14 protein-coding genes are annotated in these 15,416 nt (G+C 59.3%); 12 read left to right on the top strand and 2 right to left on the bottom strand.

Features of this window, described 5'->3' with window-relative positions; translation table 11 throughout:
• Positions 1 to 117: 117 nt before the first annotated feature.
• The 5 genes from ACFC5L_RS07995 to purQ all read left to right on the top strand — a co-directional run bounded on the left by ACFC5L_RS07995 (position 118) and on the right by purQ (position 3,276).
• On the top strand, positions 118 to 840 hold the full coding sequence (locus ACFC5L_RS07995) for a hypothetical protein (protein ID WP_375210741.1): 723 nt from the start codon (positions 118 to 120) through the stop codon (positions 838 to 840).
• Positions 841 to 951: 111 nt separating this feature from the next.
• A complete protein-coding gene (purS, locus tag ACFC5L_RS07990) occupies positions 952 to 1,194 on the top strand; it encodes a phosphoribosylformylglycinamidine synthase subunit PurS (RefSeq protein WP_375204278.1) in 243 nt (80 codons plus the stop codon).
• A gap of 15 nt (positions 1,195 to 1,209) precedes the next feature.
• Positions 1,210 to 1,923 carry a class I SAM-dependent methyltransferase gene (locus tag ACFC5L_RS07985; protein WP_375204279.1) on the top strand — a complete coding sequence of 238 codons (714 nt, stop codon included), beginning with the start codon at positions 1,210 to 1,212 and terminating at the stop codon, positions 1,921 to 1,923.
• Positions 1,920 to 2,606, top strand: a complete 687-nt coding sequence (locus ACFC5L_RS07980) for a cysteine hydrolase family protein (RefSeq protein WP_375204280.1) — start codon at positions 1,920 to 1,922, stop codon at positions 2,604 to 2,606. Before ACFC5L_RS07985 ends, ACFC5L_RS07980 begins: the two co-directional genes overlap by 4 nt.
• A gap of 7 nt (positions 2,607 to 2,613) precedes the next feature.
• Positions 2,614 to 3,276 carry a phosphoribosylformylglycinamidine synthase subunit PurQ gene (gene purQ, locus ACFC5L_RS07975; protein ID WP_375204281.1) on the top strand — a complete coding sequence of 221 codons (663 nt, stop codon included), beginning with the start codon at positions 2,614 to 2,616 and terminating at the stop codon, positions 3,274 to 3,276.
• On the opposite strand, the gene ACFC5L_RS07970 is transcribed toward purQ, so the two are convergent.
• On the bottom strand, positions 3,273 to 4,757 hold the full coding sequence (locus ACFC5L_RS07970; RefSeq protein ID WP_375204282.1) for an amidase: 1,485 nt from the start codon (positions 4,755 to 4,757) through the stop codon (positions 3,273 to 3,275). The genes purQ and ACFC5L_RS07970 overlap by 4 nt on opposite strands.
• Before the next feature lie 116 nt (positions 4,758 to 4,873).
• Here ACFC5L_RS07970 and ACFC5L_RS07965 point away from each other — a divergent pair, with 116 nt between their 5' ends.
• The 3 genes from ACFC5L_RS07965 (at position 4,874) to ACFC5L_RS07955 (ending at position 8,621) form a co-directional block, all read left to right on the top strand.
• On the top strand, positions 4,874 to 6,097 hold the full coding sequence (locus tag ACFC5L_RS07965; protein ID WP_375204283.1) for a parallel beta-helix domain-containing protein: 1,224 nt from the start codon (positions 4,874 to 4,876) through the stop codon (positions 6,095 to 6,097).
• A 282-nt stretch (positions 6,098 to 6,379) separates the two neighbouring features.
• The gene (locus tag ACFC5L_RS07960) at positions 6,380 to 7,546 is read left to right on the top strand and encodes an SO2930 family diheme c-type cytochrome (protein ID WP_375204284.1); all 1,167 of its coding nucleotides are present in this window, start codon (positions 6,380 to 6,382) and stop codon (positions 7,544 to 7,546) included.
• Between the two features lie 52 nt (positions 7,547 to 7,598).
• On the top strand, positions 7,599 to 8,621 hold the full coding sequence (locus ACFC5L_RS07955) for a methyltransferase (protein ID WP_375204285.1): 1,023 nt from the start codon (positions 7,599 to 7,601) through the stop codon (positions 8,619 to 8,621).
• Here ACFC5L_RS07955 and shc read toward each other — a convergent pair whose 3' ends face one another.
• A complete protein-coding gene (gene shc, locus ACFC5L_RS07950; RefSeq protein ID WP_375204286.1) occupies positions 8,622 to 10,667 on the bottom strand; it encodes a squalene--hopene cyclase in 2,046 nt (681 codons plus the stop codon).
• A 171-nt stretch (positions 10,668 to 10,838) separates the two neighbouring features.
• On the opposite strand from shc, the gene ACFC5L_RS07945 reads away from it, so the two are divergent.
• The 4 genes from ACFC5L_RS07945 to ACFC5L_RS07930 are packed head-to-tail and all read left to right on the top strand — an operon-like array spanning position 10,839 to position 15,328.
• On the top strand, positions 10,839 to 11,177 hold the full coding sequence (locus tag ACFC5L_RS07945) for an ArsR/SmtB family transcription factor (RefSeq protein WP_375204287.1): 339 nt from the start codon (positions 10,839 to 10,841) through the stop codon (positions 11,175 to 11,177).
• Positions 11,174 to 12,037 carry an MBL fold metallo-hydrolase gene (locus ACFC5L_RS07940; protein WP_375204288.1) on the top strand — a complete coding sequence of 288 codons (864 nt, stop codon included), beginning with the start codon at positions 11,174 to 11,176 and terminating at the stop codon, positions 12,035 to 12,037. The genes ACFC5L_RS07945 and ACFC5L_RS07940 overlap by 4 nt, the downstream gene beginning before the upstream one ends.
• A gap of 22 nt (positions 12,038 to 12,059) precedes the next feature.
• Entirely contained in the window at positions 12,060 to 13,799 is a 1,740-nt protein-coding gene (locus ACFC5L_RS07935; protein ID WP_375204289.1) for a SulP family inorganic anion transporter, read from the top strand.
• A 23-nt stretch (positions 13,800 to 13,822) separates the two neighbouring features.
• Positions 13,823 to 15,328 carry an AMP-binding protein gene (locus ACFC5L_RS07930; protein WP_375204290.1) on the top strand — a complete coding sequence of 502 codons (1,506 nt, stop codon included), beginning with the start codon at positions 13,823 to 13,825 and terminating at the stop codon, positions 15,326 to 15,328.
• Positions 15,329 to 15,416: the final 88 nt, after the last annotated feature.

Raw genomic sequence — 15,416 nt, 5'->3', positions numbered from 1 at the left:
GCCGGGACCGTTCAAGACCTTGGTAAGCATGGTGAACAAAGCCTTACCGCATTAGATACAATGCAAACGGTTTTCCTAAGCCGCCAGCAATCTGTGTTCTGATAGCGTTACAAGGTTATGCCATACGCGGTTTACACATACGGCTCCGGACGAACTGGCTCAACGCCAGTGTCGGCTCTGCGCGCGACAGCGCCGGGCCGGCAGCCCGCGAGCGCGCCCAGCCGGGAGGACGACGCCCTTTCGGGCAGCTCCTTACGCAACGCTGACGCCCGCAAGCAGGAAGCTGCGCAGGCGACGTCCACAGACCGGCAAGAGGCGGAGCGCCGCGTCGCCGATCGCGCGGATGACCGCCAGCTTCAAAATCAGCGCGCCGCCGAAGAACGCGGCGCCGCCGCAGACCGCAATACCGAAAATCAGCGGGTCGCCGTACAGAAAAACGAAGCCGCGCTGCGTAACGCCGAAGCTGAGCTTCAGCGCATCGAAGCCGGCAAAAAATCCGATGAAAAATCGGCTCAGGCCGAGGCGGCCGAGGATATCGACGTCAGCGATGCGGAGGTGCCAGCAAGCCGGGAAGTGCGCCCCGAGGACATCAAAAAGCTGGAGCAGATCCGGGCGGATGCGCTTTATCCGTCTCCCCCCACCGCAGAGTCGCGTGAAATCGCCCAGCGCGCCCACACACAGATCATCCGCGCCGAGGCGGAACTCAAGGCCACGCGCCTTGAAGAATCCATGCAAAAAGCCCGCGACCAGGCGATCGCCCAATTTAACGCCGATCAGGCCGCCGCCGCCTACCGCCAGCTTGAGACTTACGCCGGCGAAGGGACCGGCCTTCTCAACTGACAATCAGCCTTCATGGCCGCCTTCATAGCGCCAGCATGACGCCCGCCCCACATTGCGCCGCCTGACGGCCCGGTGTATCAGCCCCTGACAGGCGAAAAGCGGGCACAGCTCATGAAAGCGAAAATCACTATCACCTTGAAAAACGGCGTTCTCGATCCGCAAGGCGCCGCGATTGAAAGCGCCCTCGCCGGGCTCGGCTTTGACGGCGCCCAAGGCGTGCGCCAGGGCAAGGTGATTGAGATGAAACTCACCGAAACCGACGAGGCGGCGGCGCGCGCGACAGCCGAAGAAATGTGCAAAAAGCTGCTCGCCAATCCGGTGATGGAAAACTATTCGATTGAAATTCTGGCGTAGCCTTCGGACGGGGACGTGTTCGCACAACCACATTACATACGCGAATACCAACGGCTCCTGCGCAATCTTCGCAAGACCAGCGCCAGCGAAACCGAAGCTCTCGAACGCGCCGTGGGCGGCTATTACAAAGCCGCCGGAAAAGCCCAGGCGGCGATCATTTCCGATCTTGCGCCCGATGGCCCGTTCCATGTCATTGATGTCGGCTGCGGGTCGGGCCGGCTTGCCGCCGCCTTGCGCGACGATGAGCGCGTCGCCTATTCCGGCTTTGACATCCTCCCCGACCTTGTGGCGCACGCAAAGAAAGTTTGCGACAGGTCCGACTGGCGTTTTGAAACGATTTCGTCGCTGGCCTTGCCCGTCGATGATGCAACCGGCGACATGATCGTCTTCATGTCGGTGTTCACCCATCTGAAGCCTGACGAAATCAAAACCTATCTGGGCGAAGCTGCGCGCGTCCTGAAACCGGGGGGCCATATCGTCGCCTCCTATTTCGACGCCGGCGATCCCAAACACGCAAAACTGTTTCCGCCGAAGCCGGTGCAATATCTCGCGCGCATCCTGGGCCGGGACGTCTTGCGCGTCCGCCAGCCGCGCGAGGAGCTTGAGGCGTGGATGCAGGAAGCGGGCTTTAGCGTGGAGCGCGCCATTACGGAAAGCCCGCTTGGACAACATGTGCTGATCGCATGCAAACAAGGCGGCGCCGAACCAGACGGCCAGGCGCCGTCATGATCACGCTCGCCGCCCGTCCTGATCCGGTTGACGTCGCGCTCGATCAATCCGCGCTCGTCGTCGTCGACATGCAGAATGCATTCGCCTCCAAAGGGGGCATGCTCGATCTCGCCGGTCACGATATTTCGGCGGCCGCGGCGGTCGTCGACATCAACAAAAAGATCATCGCCGCCGCGCGCGAGGCCGGCGTCAAGATCGTTTATCTTCAGGTCGGTTACAAACCCGATCTCAGTGACGCCGGCGGGCCGTTATCGCCGAACTATCACAAGGAGCTTTCCTTGCGCACCATGCGCGAGCGGCCGGAGCTCGACGGCAAGCTGCTCATCCACGGGACATGGGACTGGGAAATCGTTGACGCCCTCAAACCGCAGCCGGGCGATCTTGTGATCCGGAAATCACGCTATAGCGGCTTTGCGGGCACGACCCTCGACAATGATCTGCGCGCCCGCAATATCCGCTATCTTTTCTTCACGGGAATCGCCACAAATGTCTGTGTGGAAAGCACGGCGCGCGACGCCTATTTCGAGGAATACTGGCCCATCATGGTGGAGGACGCCATGAACCACGCCGGCCCCGATTTTGTGCGCGATGCGACCATATGGAACTTCGAAAACGTCTTCGGCTGGGTGACCGACTCGGACAATCTGATCGGGGCCTTCAGGAACAGAACCAATCTCTCATGAGGCAGTCATGAAAACCGCAGTCATTGTCTTCCCGGCGTCGAATTGCGATCGCGACATAGCGGTCGCGCTGGAACAGGCGACGGGCAAGAAACCGGCCATGGTCTGGCATGGCGACACGGACGCGCCGGAGGTCGACCTCATCGCCCTTCCCGGCGGCTTTTCTTACGGCGACTATCTGCGCGCCGGCGCCATGGCGGCCAAATCACCAATCATGCGCTCCGTCATCGAGAAAGCGAAAGCGGGCGTGCCGGTCATCGGCGTTTGCAACGGGTTTCAGGTTCTGTGCGAGACCGGACTGCTGCCGGGCGTTCTCATGCGCAACGCCGGGCTCGATTTCGTTTGCCGCGACGTCTCTCTGCGGGTCGAAAACAACCAGTCGATCTTCACCCGCGGTTTCGAAAAAGGAAGCTATGTCACCTTCCCGGTCGCCCATCATGACGGCAATTATGTTGCCGATGAAGAAACGCTCGACCGGATCGAAGGCGAAGGCCGCGTCGCGTTCCGCTATGTGGAAAACCCCAACGGGTCAGCCCGCGATATCGCCGGGCTTATCAATGACGCGGGCAATGTCCTCGGCATGATGCCCCATCCGGAACGGGTGATCTCGCCGCTGCTCGGCGGCATGGACGGCGCAACATTCTTCAAGGGACTGGTCGAGGCCGTTTCCTAACCGAACACCGCTGGCTTGCGCCCGGCCCAGGGCCGCGCCTCCTCCATCTCGAACCCGAGACCGATCAGCAGGTCCTCACGTCCCATGGCGGCGCCGAACATGGCGCCGATGGGAAGCCCCTCCGGCGACATGGAGAGCGGCAGGGAGATCGCCGGCGCGCCGGAGACATTGTAAAGCGGCGTGTACTGAACGTAGTCGGTGAGCCGCCCGATCAAGGTTTCATAATCAAGCGCGCCGTCCATATAGCCGATTTCCGGCGGCGGTGTGCACAGGACAGGCGACAGGATGACGTCATAATTTTGGTGAAACTCCGCCATGACGTTTTCAATGGCAAAGAGGCGCGCAAGCGCGTCTTGAAACCCGGCCTGATTGGCCTGAAAGACTTCAGCAAGGCCAAGCGTGAACGGTTCGAAAGCGAGCCCGTTGCGCGGCATGCCTGTCGCCTGTTCCCAGCTTGTCATCACCTGGTCTGCAATCGCCGCCCAATAGAGGCTGAAATCGGCGGAAAAGCCCTCATCCACCGGAAAGACGGCCTCTTCAACATGATGGCCGAGATCGGCGCACAGCGCCGCGACGCTTTCCGTCGCCTCTTTCACGGCGGGGTCGGCGGAATAGCCGCCGCCGGGCCCATCCATGACGACGGCGATCCGCAAACGCTCTTTGAGCGGCGCCGTCACAAGCTCCAGCGGGGGCAATCCGCTTTCCGCCGATGGCCGCGCCATCGCCGCCGAAACCGCCGCCGTATCGCGCATGGTGCGGCTTTCAACGCCATGGGTCGACAGCGACAACGGCATGTCGGACGGCTCGCCCCGCGGCGTGCGCCCTCTTGAGACCTTCAAGCCCACCGTGCCGCAACAGGAGGCGGGAATGCGAATCGACCCGCCGCCATCGGTTGCATGCGCAATCGGAACCACCCCGCTCGCCACAAGCGCCGCCGCGCCGCCCGACGATCCGCCGGTTGAATAATCGAGATTCCAGGGATTGCGCGTAGCCCCGGTGGCGATCGATTCCGTCGTCGCCGTAAGGCCGAATTCCGGCGAAGTCGATTTGCCGAGACTGACGACGCCGAGATTTATAAACTCCGTGACAAAAGGCAGTTGCTCGCCGCCCACATAGCCCGGAAAGGCGCGGCTGCCGAAGCCGGAAGGAACGCCGGTGACGTCATAAAGATCCTTGATGAAGGTCGGCACGCCGGCCATGACGCCTTCAACATCAGCAGCGTCTTCGCGCGCCGTGTCGAAGGTCTGCGTCGCGATGGCGTTGATCTCTTTGTTGATCCGTTCCGCCCGGTCAATCGCCGCGCCAACCGCCTCACCCGCGGAAATCTCGCCGGACTTGATGCGCGCCGCCGTTTCTGCGGCGTCAAGATCGGCGAGATTGTCCGCCTGTTTCTGATCGGACCGCGAACAGGCGCCGGCCGCCGTTAAGAGCATGGCGCCAAGGCCGCCCGACTGCATCAGATGTCGCCGCGTTAAAGACATGCAAAGCTTCCTTTTATTCCCGCCCCGATTCCGGCATCATCGGATGCTGAAAGGGCGCGCGCCCGAAATCAAGGCAGATGCGCAGGAACATGCGCAACGGGACCAAGGGGAACAACATGAAAAGCCAGGCCTTCGCGTGTGCAGCATTATTGCTCGTAACCGCATGCGGACAAAAAGACGAAGCGGCGGCGCCGGCGGACGCCTCCTATCAAGAAACCCTGATGAGCCAGCTTCTCGATGCGCAGCCCGGAGACACGATCGAAATTCCCGAAGGCCGTTTCGCCTTTGACCGTTCGTTGAGCCTCACCGTGGACGGCGTCACCATTAAAGGCGCCGGGATGGATAAATCCGTCCTCAGTTTCGCCGGACAGATCGCCGGCGCCGAAGGGCTTTTCGTGACAGCAAATGATTTCACGATTGAAGACCTCGCCATCGAAGACACAAAAGGCGACGCCCTCAAAATCTCGGAAGCGGAAAATGTCATTATTCGCCGGGTGCGCACGGAATGGACCGGCAAGCCGAAAACCGAAAACGGCGCCTATGGCATTTACCCGGTGCAGGTGAAAAACCTGTTGATGGAAGAGAGCGTCGCCATCGGCGCCTCCGACGCCGGGCTTTACATCGGCCAGTCGCAAAATGTCGTCATCCGCAACAATCGCGCCGAATACAATGTCGCCGGCATCGAGATCGAGAACACTTTCGACGCCGATGTCTATGGCAATGTCGCGACCAACAATACCGGCGGCATTCTCGTCTTCAACATGCCGAACCTGAAACAGCCGGGCGCGCGCACTCGCGTCTTCAATAACGAGATATACGAGAACAACACGAAGAATTTCGGTCTCGAAGGAACGCCGGTCGCCTCTGTGCCCGCCGGTTCCGGCGTTGTCATCAATTCAAACGATGAGGTGGAAATCTTCGACAACGATATTCGCGACAACAAGACGGCGAATGTCATTGTCTCCAGCTTTTATTCGTCCGGTTTTTCCGAAGACGGCATGCAAAGCGACTTCGACCCCTATCCGCAGGGGGTCTATGTTTATGGCAACAGCTTTGACGGCGGCGGCGACAACCCGGACGGCCTTAAATTGCAGGCGCTGAAAATCGCGGTCGCGGGCCCCCTTGGCCGCATCCCCGATGTGTTGTGGGACGGTTATGTGGACCCGGCGCTCACCGGCGCGAGCGATGTTCTCTGCGTCCAGAATGGCGAAGCGAAGGTCCTCAATGTGGACGGACCCAACGACAATAAGAGCCCGCAAGTGGCGGAAGACGGCGTCCATGACTGCGCCTTTGATAAACTCCCGGCGATCAGCCTGACCGGGCCGCTTTCCGGCTTGTAGACGCCACACGCAAGGCGGGAAAAACACCTCAAAAAGCATGAATTTGGCCGGTTTTTTGAGGTTTGGTGAAGAGTTATCCACCGCCTTTGCGGCTGGGTTATGATGCTCACCGTCGTCATCCCGGCCGTTACAGGCGCCAACTGCGAAGCATTTGGTTTGCGTCTGTTAGAGCCGGGATCTCGTGAAGTTTGGCGGGAGATCCCGGGTCTGCGCCGCAACACTGCGTGCTGCAGCGCGCCCGGAATGACGAGAATGGAACCAAGGCCCACGAAAGCAGAAGACATGCGTAGCCAAGAGCAAAAACCAGACAACGCCAGACGGCGCCAGAAAAATGCGGTTCTCGCCGCTGCCGTACTGCTGCTTTCGGCCTGCTCACAGCAACAGACCGCGGCGCCGACTTATCACGCAGAAGAAAACCCGGCGCAGTTGAGCGACTGGGGCATGGTGAGCGTGAAGGACCGCGCACTGCGTCTTGGCGACGGCGTCACGCCTTATGATCTCGCGACGCCGCTCTTTTCCGATTACGCGCTGAAGCTGCGCACTGTGTGGACGCCGGACGGCGCGCCCGCAATTTACGATGCGGACGAAGCCTTCGACTTTCCCGTGGGCACGGTCATCACCAAGACGTTTTATTATCCGACCCCGGAGAATGAATGGAACGGCGATGTTTCCTTTGGCCGCGAGCGCAGCATCAATGACGGAGAAATGTCGCTCGATCACCTGCGTCTTGTCGAAACGCGCGTGCTGGTCCGGCGCGAGGCGGGATGGGACGCCCTGCCCTATGTCTGGAACGACGACCAGAGCGACGCGGTGTTAAAACGCACCGGCGCGGTGATCCCCATGACGCTGATCCGCGATGCTCATGAAGATGGGGGGCGCATGGAGCCTTTCGCCTATCTCGTGCCCAACGCCAATCAATGCGCCGGCTGTCACGCCACCAACGCGACGACGAAGGCGATCAAACCCATCGGCCCGAAGGCGCGGCACCTGAACAAGCCGTCAAGCTTCGCCGAAGGCTTCAACCAGCTCGATCACTGGCTGGCGAAAGGCCTCCTCACCGGAGAGATCGCGCAACCGGCGCCGCGAAACGCCGTGTGGACCGACCAGGCGGAACCGCTAAACACCCGCGCGCGCGCCTATCTCGATATCAATTGCAGCCACTGCCACAATCCGAACGGCCCGGCGGATACGTCCGGCCTCAACCTTGAACCTGACGCAGCGGGCCCGGCGCTCGGCAATTGCAAGACGCCGGTGGCGGCGGGGCGCGGCACGGGCGGGCGCCCCTATGACATCGTGCCCGGACGGCCCGACCTTTCCATCACGGTGTTCCGTATGGAAACCACTGACCCCGGCGCCATGATGCCGGAGCTCGGCCGCGCGGTGAGGCACGAAGAAGGCGTGAAGTTAGTGAGCGAGTGGATTGCGGCAATGGAAGGCGGATGTAGTTGAGCGCCGCCCCGCCGCCTGATAGCGTCCGCCCGCATACCATAAGGGGAGCGAGATGAGCGATCTAAATCCGCAACGAATCATTGAGACCGGTATGGCCTTCTGGCCGTCTAAAGTGCTGCAGTCGGCGACCGAGCTGGAGCTCTTCACAAAACTCGACGATAAGGCCCTCACGGGCGGAGAATTATGCGAGCTGCTTGAGTTGCACCCACGCGCCAATCCTGATTTCTTCGACGCCCTTGTCTCAATAAAATTTCTGGAACGCGATGGCGACGGCCCGAACGCACGCTATCGCAACACACCCGAAACGGCCGCTTTCCTTAACAAGAACAATCCCGCCTATATGGGCGGCATGCTCGAAATGGCGAATGAGCGTCTGTACCCGTTCTGGGCTGATCTCACCGAAGCGCTGAAAACCGGCAAGCCGCAATGTGAAATCAAACATACAGGCAAGCCGATGTTTGAAGAACTTTACTCAGATTCCAAGCGGCTTGAGCAATTTATGGAAGCGATGACAGGCGTTTCCGCCGGTAATTTTATGATGCTTGCGAAAAAATTCGACTTTTCCAGCTACAAGACGCTTTGTGATATCGGCGGCGCCGCGGGCGTGCTTTCCATGATGGTCGCGCAAGAACATCCGGATCTCGCCCTGATCTCAGCGGATCTTCCAAGCGTTACGGCGATCGCAAAGAAAAAGATAGCGGCGGCGGGGCTTTCCGATCGCATCGACGCTGTCGACCTGGATTTTTTCAAGGATGATTTTCCTAAAGCGGATGTCATCACCATGGGAATGATCCTTCATGACTGGAATCTCGACAATAAGATGATGCTTATCCGCAAGGCCTTTGACGCCCTGCCTGAAGGCGGCGTTTTTATCGTTGTCGAGCAACTGATTGATGATGCGCGCCGGGAAAATGTCTTCGGCCTGATGATGTCGCTCAACATGTTGATCGAATTTGGCGACGCGTTCGATTACACCGGCGCCGATTTTGACGGCTGGTGTAAGGAGGTTGGCTTTTCCCACACGGAAGTCATTCCCCTTGCAGGGCCTTCCAGTGCGGCGGTGGCGTATAAGTAGCTAGGCTCCAGCCATCATTTTCCGCACGCGCCCCATCGCCATCAGCGGGAAATAGTGGCGGTAAAGATTGTAGTTGATCATGAAGGCGCGGGAGAGTTCAGGCCCCTGCTTCAGCCGTTCTTTCAAGAGCGGATCGTTGAGCTTGATGGTTTGCCCGACGCCGTAACCGGGAAAGCCCGTGCCGGTATATTCCGGCTCTTCCCAGGTGCCCTGCTTTTGGCGCTCGATCAGGAACTGTATGCCGTCGGCGATGGCGCGTTCATCCTCCGCGCGGCCCACCGCGGCGAGCCCCATGAGCGCCCAGGCGGTTTGTGACGCCGTCGACTTGCCGCGGCCCATTTGCGCCGGGTCCATATAAGACGCGCAGCTTTCACCCCAGCCGCCATCTTCATTTTGATGGAGGATCAGCCAGTCCGACGCCTTGCGAATATAAGACTGCGTCATGTCTTCGCCGATTTCCCTCAGCGCCGGCAGGACTGCGCCCGTGCCATAGACATAATTGACGCCCCAGCGGCCGAACCAGGCGCCGTCCGCCTCCTGCTCCGCCCTGATGTAATCAAGCGCACGCACCATCGAGGGGTGGTTCTTGCCAATGCCGAGCTTGCCGAACGCCTCGATGATGTGCGCCGTGACGTCGACCGAAGGCGGGTCGAGCGCCTCGCCAAAATCGCAGAACGGAATCTTGGTCAGGATCTGTTTGTCATTATCCTTGTCGAACGCGCCCCAACCGCCATTCTTGCACTGCATGCCGATGAGCCAGTTGAGCCCCTTTTCAATCGCGGTCTCAACGCCCTTGCCTTTCCAGTTCGCATCATTGCGGAAGGGCGCCAGCGCGATCAGCGCTACCGCCGTATCGTCCGTATCGGGATAGAAGTAGTTTTTATATTCGAACGCCCAGCCGCCGGGTTCGAGCTTCGGCAATTTGATGCTCCAGTCCCCGGGCCTCAGCACCTGCTGATCGAGCAACCAGTCTATCGCCTTCTCAACTTCCTTTTCCTGACGCTCGTTGAGATCACAATCCTCGAACGCAAGCAACGTCAACACCGTGTCCCAGACCGGGCTCGTAGAGGCTTGTATCCAAGTCGCCTCGCCCACATCGACGCGCCAGCGCGGATCGTCGAGCGCGGCGAGCCCCTTGGCGACCACCGAATGATCATGGGCGTAGCCTTCATTGTAGAGGGCCATCAACGAATAGATCCATGGCGGCTGGATGCCGCCCCAGACGCCGTCGGCGTCCTGATGCTTGATGATCCATTCCAGCGCGCGGGAAATGGCGCCCTGACGCAGGAGGCCAATGCCCGCTGTTGCGCCCAGGCCCTGCAACCCGTGCAGGATCTTGTCCGCGGTCAGGAAGAAGGCGTCGAGGAAACCGGCGCCCGGTTTCGCCGGATAAGCGTAATCATATTTGTCGCGGCCTTCGGGAAACAGTTCGTCCAGCCGCCGCGACGCGGGCAAGGCGCGCGACGGGCGGCGCGCCGACAACACAGCGATCGGCATCAAGGTCGCGCGGGCCCATTGTGCGAAATTGTAAATCGAAAACACAAACCAGTTCGGGAAGAAAATCACTTCCGGCGGCAGGTTCGGCGTCTTCTCCCAAGGCCACTCGCCGATCAGCGCCAGCCAGTAGCGGGTGAAAACACGAATGTTTTTAAGACCGCCCTTGGACATGATCCAGTCGCGCGCCTTGACCATATGCGGGGCGTCCTTGCGCTCCCCCACCGACCGCAACGCCGCATAGGCCTCAACCGTCGTGTTGATGTCGCCGGCGGGCGCCTCATGATAAATCTGCCAAGAGCCGTCTTCGCGCTGGGTTTCGCGCAAGGATTGCGCCAGACGCGCACGCAAGGGATGGGTCTCAAGCCCCATGAACCAGAGGGCGAGAATCCACTGCGCCTCCATGCAGGCGTTGGATTCAAGCCGGCCAACCCAATAGCCCTCGGGCTTTTGCCGTTCCGCCAGCCAGTCCGCCGCCGCCCCTATCGACGCCGTCAATTGCCGGTCAAAATTCGAGCGCCGTTCAGACGCCGCCTCTTTTTCGTCGAACATGCCATAACCCTTTGACGCCCAAGCACTTAAGGCAAGAGGTTCTTAGCGCGTGGCGCACCTCCCCGCTAGACCCTGACGGGGCGCCGGGCATGGGCCGTCAACAGCCGCCTCGCAGCCCCTTGCAATCACAAATATATCACTTATGTAAAGTGATAAGTATAGGGCCAACCGATGACGAAACCTGTAGCAATCAAAGAACTGAAAGAAAACGCGGACGACGTGTCTGCGCTACTCAAGACCATGTCCCATTCAAACCGCTTGCTGATCGCCTGCGCCCTTACCGCGGGCGAAAAAAACGTCAGTGAGATTGAGGATGAGATCAAGGTTCCGCAACCGCATCTTTCCCGCGAGCTCGGCCGCCTGCGCGATGCGGGGCTGGTGACAGCGAGACGCGCGTCAAAGAATGTCTATTACAAGCTGTCCGATCAGCGATTGAGCAATCTGATTGCAGCGCTCTGCGACGCCTTCGGTTCAAAAACACAACAATCCCGGAAAGGAGACCGGTCATGACGCCTGTTGTTAAAACCTTTTTCGACGAGGCTACTTTCACCGCCAGCCATGTGGTGATGGATTCGGCGACAAAGAAATGCGCCATCATCGACTCGGTGCTCGATTATGACCCCGCGTCAGGCCGCACCACCACCAAATCAGCGGATGAGATCATCGCCTATGTGAAAGATAACGGCCTCACCGTCGAGTGGATTCTCGAAACCCATGTCCATGCCGATCACCTCACCGCGGCGCCTTATCTCAAGGAAAATCTTGGCGGCAAGACCGCCATCGGCGACAAGATCGACGTTGTCCAGGGCGTCTTCGCAAAGGTGTTCAACGCCGAAAGCGCCTTCAAACGCGACGGCAGCCAGTTCGACAAGCTCTTTGCAGACGGCGAAACGTTCAAGGTTGGCGAGATTGACGCCCACGTCATTCACACGCCGGGGCATACGCCCGCCTGTTCCACCATTATCATCGGCGACGCCGGTTTTGTCGGCGATACGCTCTTTATGCCCGATTACGGCACGGCGCGCTGCGATTTTCCGGGGGGCGATGCAAAAACGCTCTATCGGTCCATCCAGAAGATCTTCGCACTCCCTTCTGAGACGCGCCTTTTCATGTGTCATGACTACAAGGCACCGGACCGGGACGAATTTGTCTGGGAGACAACCGTTGGCGAGGAACGTGAGAAAAACATCCACGTTCATGACGGAATCACCGAAGAGGAGTTCGTCAAGATGCGCGAGGCGCGCGACAAAACGCTGGCTATGCCGCGACTGATCCTGCCTTCCGTGCAGGTGAACATGCGCGCCGGGGACATGCCGCCGGCGGAAGACAATGGCGTCGTCTATCTTAAAGTGCCCCTGAACCAATTCTGATTCCCGCAACCGGGTGGCCCTGATGCTCAGTCGTTATTTTCCTGTCCTGCGTTGGGGCCGAGCCTATTCGCCATCGCTTTTCGCCGATGACGCGCTCGCGGCGATTATCGTTACGATTATGCTGATCCCGCAATCGCTCGCCTATGCGATGATTGCGGGACTGCCGCCTCAAGTCGGGCTTTACGCCTCCATGACCCCTCTCATCGCTTATGCGGTGTTCGGAACCAGCAACACGCTCGCCGTCGGCCCGGTCGCCGTTGTCTCGCTCATGACGGCCTCCGCCGTCGGACGCATAACAGAGAGCGGCGGGCCGGATTATATCGTCGCCGCGGCGGCGCTGGCGCTGATCACCGGAATTATTCTTCTGGCGCTCGGTCTGATGCGTTTAGGGTTTCTCGCAAATTTTTTGAGCCACCCGATCATCGCCGGGTTCATCACCGCGTCAGGCGTTCTCATTGCCGCCAGCCAGCTAAAGCATGTCCTCGGTGTGCCGGCTCATGGCGAAACGCTCGTCGCCATTCTTCAAAGCCTCGCCAGTCATATCGCACAAACTAACCTGATCACACTTATCATCGGCGCCGGGTCAATATTATTCCTGTTCCTGACCCGTTCTTACTTGCAAAAGCTTTTACGAAAGGCAGGTCTTGGTGAAAAGCTCGCCAGCGCTATCGCAAAGGCCGGGCCGCTTCTCGCTGTGATCGGCGCCACCCTCATCGTCGCCGCGCTTCATCTTGATGCTAAAGGCGTCGCAATCGTCGGTGATATTCCAAGCGGGCTGCCGCCGTTAACCGCGCCAGCATTCGACACCGACTTATGGCGACAACTCACTGGCGCCGCATTCCTCATCGCCATCATCGGTTATGTGGAATCGGTCTCCGTGGCGCAAACACTTGCCGCCAAAAGGCGCGAGCGTATCGACCTTGATCAGGAACTGATCGGCCTCGGTACATCGAATATCGCCGCCGGAATGAGCGGCGGCTTCCCAGTGACGGGCGGCTTTGCACGCTCCGTCGTCAATTTCGACGCCGGCGCCAGAACGCCTGCGGCCGGGGCGTTCACCGCGGTCGGCATCGCGCTCGCAGCGCTGTTTTTGACCCCGCTTCTATACTACCTGCCACAAGCGACTCTTGCAGCGACAATCATCGTCGCTGTTCTGTCACTCATCAATCTGCGCGTTATTCGTGAGACATGGGTTTATTCCAAAAGCGATTTCACCGCGATGGCGATAACGATCGCCGGTGTCTTTTTCTTCGGCGTGGAAGTCGGCGTTGTCGCCGGCGTCGCCTTATCGATCCTTCTGCTTCTTTATCGCGCCTCACGCCCCCACTGCGCCATTGTCGGACAAATGCCGGGCACAGAGCATTTCCGCAACATCAGCCGTCATGACGTTATAACGAGTCCTATAGCCGTATCCCTGCGTATTGACGGCAACCTGTTCTTCGCCAATGCACGCATCCTTGAAGACAAACTTTTAGGCCTCGCGACCGACTCCCCTGCGGTGAAACATGTAGTTCTCATGTGCTCGGCGATAAACGAAATTGACGCCAGCGCGCTGGAAAGCCTTGAGGCGATCAATGAGCGCCTGAAAGACGCCGGGGTTGTCTTTCATCTTTCAGAAGTCAAAGGCCCCGTTATGGACAGGCTGAAGAGAACGCATTTCCTTGACCACCTGACGGGACGCGTCTTCCTCAGCCAGTATGACGCAATGCACAGCCTCGACCCGGAAACCTTCTTTTTGCCAAACGGCGCCCCCTCGCCTTGAGTGCTCAAACCGCTTAAACAGGCATGATGACCAACAAAAATTTCTTTGCGACGCTTCAAGCCGCCTATGCGCTCCACCCGGAACGCCCTTTTTTGACCCTGCCGGACGGCGCCAGCATTTCTTACGGCGAGATGGACGCCCGCGCCGCAACTATGGCTGGCGCGCTGCGCCAGCTGGGCGCGAAACACGGCGATCGCATCGTTGTGCAGGTTGAAAAGTCACCCGAGAATGTCGCGCTCTATCTCGGCGCCATGCGCGCGGGGCTTGTCTATGTGCCGTTGAACACGGCTTATACAGACGCGGAAGTGAGTTATTTTCTCGACGACGCTGAGCCGGTGATTTTTGTCTGCGCGCCGGAGAATGAGAAAATGCTTTTGCCCGTCGCAAAGCAGCAAAATATAAAGCATGTGCTGACGCTCGGAACGACTGGCGACGGAACGCTCCTTGAAGCAGCGGCGAAGGCTGCGCCTTTTGAGGACACCGCCGCGCGCGCCAAGGACGATCTTGCCGTCATCCTATATACTTCAGGCACGACAGGCCGCTCCAAGGGCGCGATGCTCACACATGAAAACCTGTCGTCAAATGCAAAGACCCTGAATGCCCTTTGGGGATTCTCAAGCAAAGATGTTTTGCTGCATGCTCTGCCAATCTTTCATATTCATGGGCTGTTCGTAGCGCTCCACACAGCCATGCTCAGCGCCTGCGAGATCATCTTTCTGCCGAAATTCGATGTCGCCGAATTGCGCCGGCGTCTTCCAAAAGCGAGCGTCCTCATGGGCGTGCCGACCTTTTACACGCGCCTTCTCAACGAAGAGGGTTTCGGCAAGACGGATTGCGCCAACATGCGGCTTTTCATTTCCGGTTCCGCGCCGCTAACCGTTGAAACGTTCAACGCATTCGCAGCGCGCACCGGCCAAAGCATTCTAGAGCGCTATGGCATGTCGGAAGCCGGTATGATCGCCTCCAACCCGCTCGAAGGGGAACGGATTGCGGGGACTGTGGGGTTTGCGCTTCCGGGTATTTCCGTTCGCATCGCAGGAGAAAAAGGCGCGCCCGGCGAAGTCGAGGTGAAGGGACCGAATATCTGCGCCGGATACTGGAAAAAGCCGGACAAGACCGAGGAGGCCTTCACGGAAGACGGCTGGTTTCGCACGGGTGATGTCGGAACGCTGGACAAGGATGGCCGACTGTCGCTTGTGGGCCGGGAAAAGGATCTGATTATCGCTGGCGGTTTTAATATCTACCCAATTGAAATCGAACAGATTCTCGACAAGCTTCCCGGCGTCGTGGAAAGCGCCGTTATAGGCGTTCCTCATCCCGATATGGGAGAAGGCGTTGTTGCAGTGATCGTCGCCAAGAATGACGCGCCGGACGATGCAGCGCTTGCGGACGCCTTGTCGTCACTGGCGAAATTCAAACGGCCGCGGAAATTCTTCCGGCTCGACGTCCTACCCCGCAACACGATGGGAAAAGTGCAAAAACAGGCGCTGCGCGAACAATTCAAGGATGCATTCCCCGCTGCATCCTGATGTCCTGGAAGTGCATTTCCTTTTTACAGGCGCCGAAACAGCATTGCGTCCCAGGCCCGAATGCGCCGTTAGCGCAGACTATTGAGCA

Origin of the sequence: Hyphococcus sp. (genome assembly GCF_041986965.1) — a bacterium.
In the GTDB taxonomy this organism is placed as follows: Bacteria; Pseudomonadota; Alphaproteobacteria; order Caulobacterales; family Parvularculaceae; genus Hyphococcus.
This window is presented reverse-complemented; position numbering and strand designations above follow the sequence as displayed.

What these genes read in the sequence shown, in the direction of transcription:
- ACFC5L_RS07945 (WP_375204287.1), top strand. Translation starts at nt 10,839, where the DNA reads ATGACGAAACCTGTAGCAATCAAAGAACTGAAAGAAAACGCGGACGAC.
- ACFC5L_RS07955 (WP_375204285.1), top strand. Translation starts at nt 7,599, where the DNA reads ATGAGCGATCTAAATCCGCAACGAATCATTGAGACCGGTATGGCCTTC.
- ACFC5L_RS07980 (WP_375204280.1), top strand. Translation starts at nt 1,920, where the DNA reads ATGATCACGCTCGCCGCCCGTCCTGATCCGGTTGACGTCGCGCTCGAT.
- ACFC5L_RS07960 (WP_375204284.1), top strand. Translation starts at nt 6,380, where the DNA reads ATGCGTAGCCAAGAGCAAAAACCAGACAACGCCAGACGGCGCCAGAAA.
- purQ (WP_375204281.1), top strand. Translation starts at nt 2,614, where the DNA reads ATGAAAACCGCAGTCATTGTCTTCCCGGCGTCGAATTGCGATCGCGAC.
- shc (WP_375204286.1), bottom strand. Translation starts at nt 10,667, where the DNA reads ATGTTCGACGAAAAAGAGGCGGCGTCTGAACGGCGCTCGAATTTTGAC.
- ACFC5L_RS07940 (WP_375204288.1), top strand. Translation starts at nt 11,174, where the DNA reads ATGACGCCTGTTGTTAAAACCTTTTTCGACGAGGCTACTTTCACCGCC.
- ACFC5L_RS07995 (WP_375210741.1), top strand. Translation starts at nt 118, where the DNA reads ATGCCATACGCGGTTTACACATACGGCTCCGGACGAACTGGCTCAACG.
- ACFC5L_RS07970 (WP_375204282.1), bottom strand. Translation starts at nt 4,757, where the DNA reads ATGTCTTTAACGCGGCGACATCTGATGCAGTCGGGCGGCCTTGGCGCC.
- ACFC5L_RS07965 (WP_375204283.1), top strand. Translation starts at nt 4,874, where the DNA reads ATGAAAAGCCAGGCCTTCGCGTGTGCAGCATTATTGCTCGTAACCGCA.
- ACFC5L_RS07930 (WP_375204290.1), top strand. Translation starts at nt 13,823, where the DNA reads ATGATGACCAACAAAAATTTCTTTGCGACGCTTCAAGCCGCCTATGCG.
- ACFC5L_RS07935 (WP_375204289.1), top strand. Translation starts at nt 12,060, where the DNA reads ATGCTCAGTCGTTATTTTCCTGTCCTGCGTTGGGGCCGAGCCTATTCG.
- purS (WP_375204278.1), top strand. Translation starts at nt 952, where the DNA reads ATGAAAGCGAAAATCACTATCACCTTGAAAAACGGCGTTCTCGATCCG.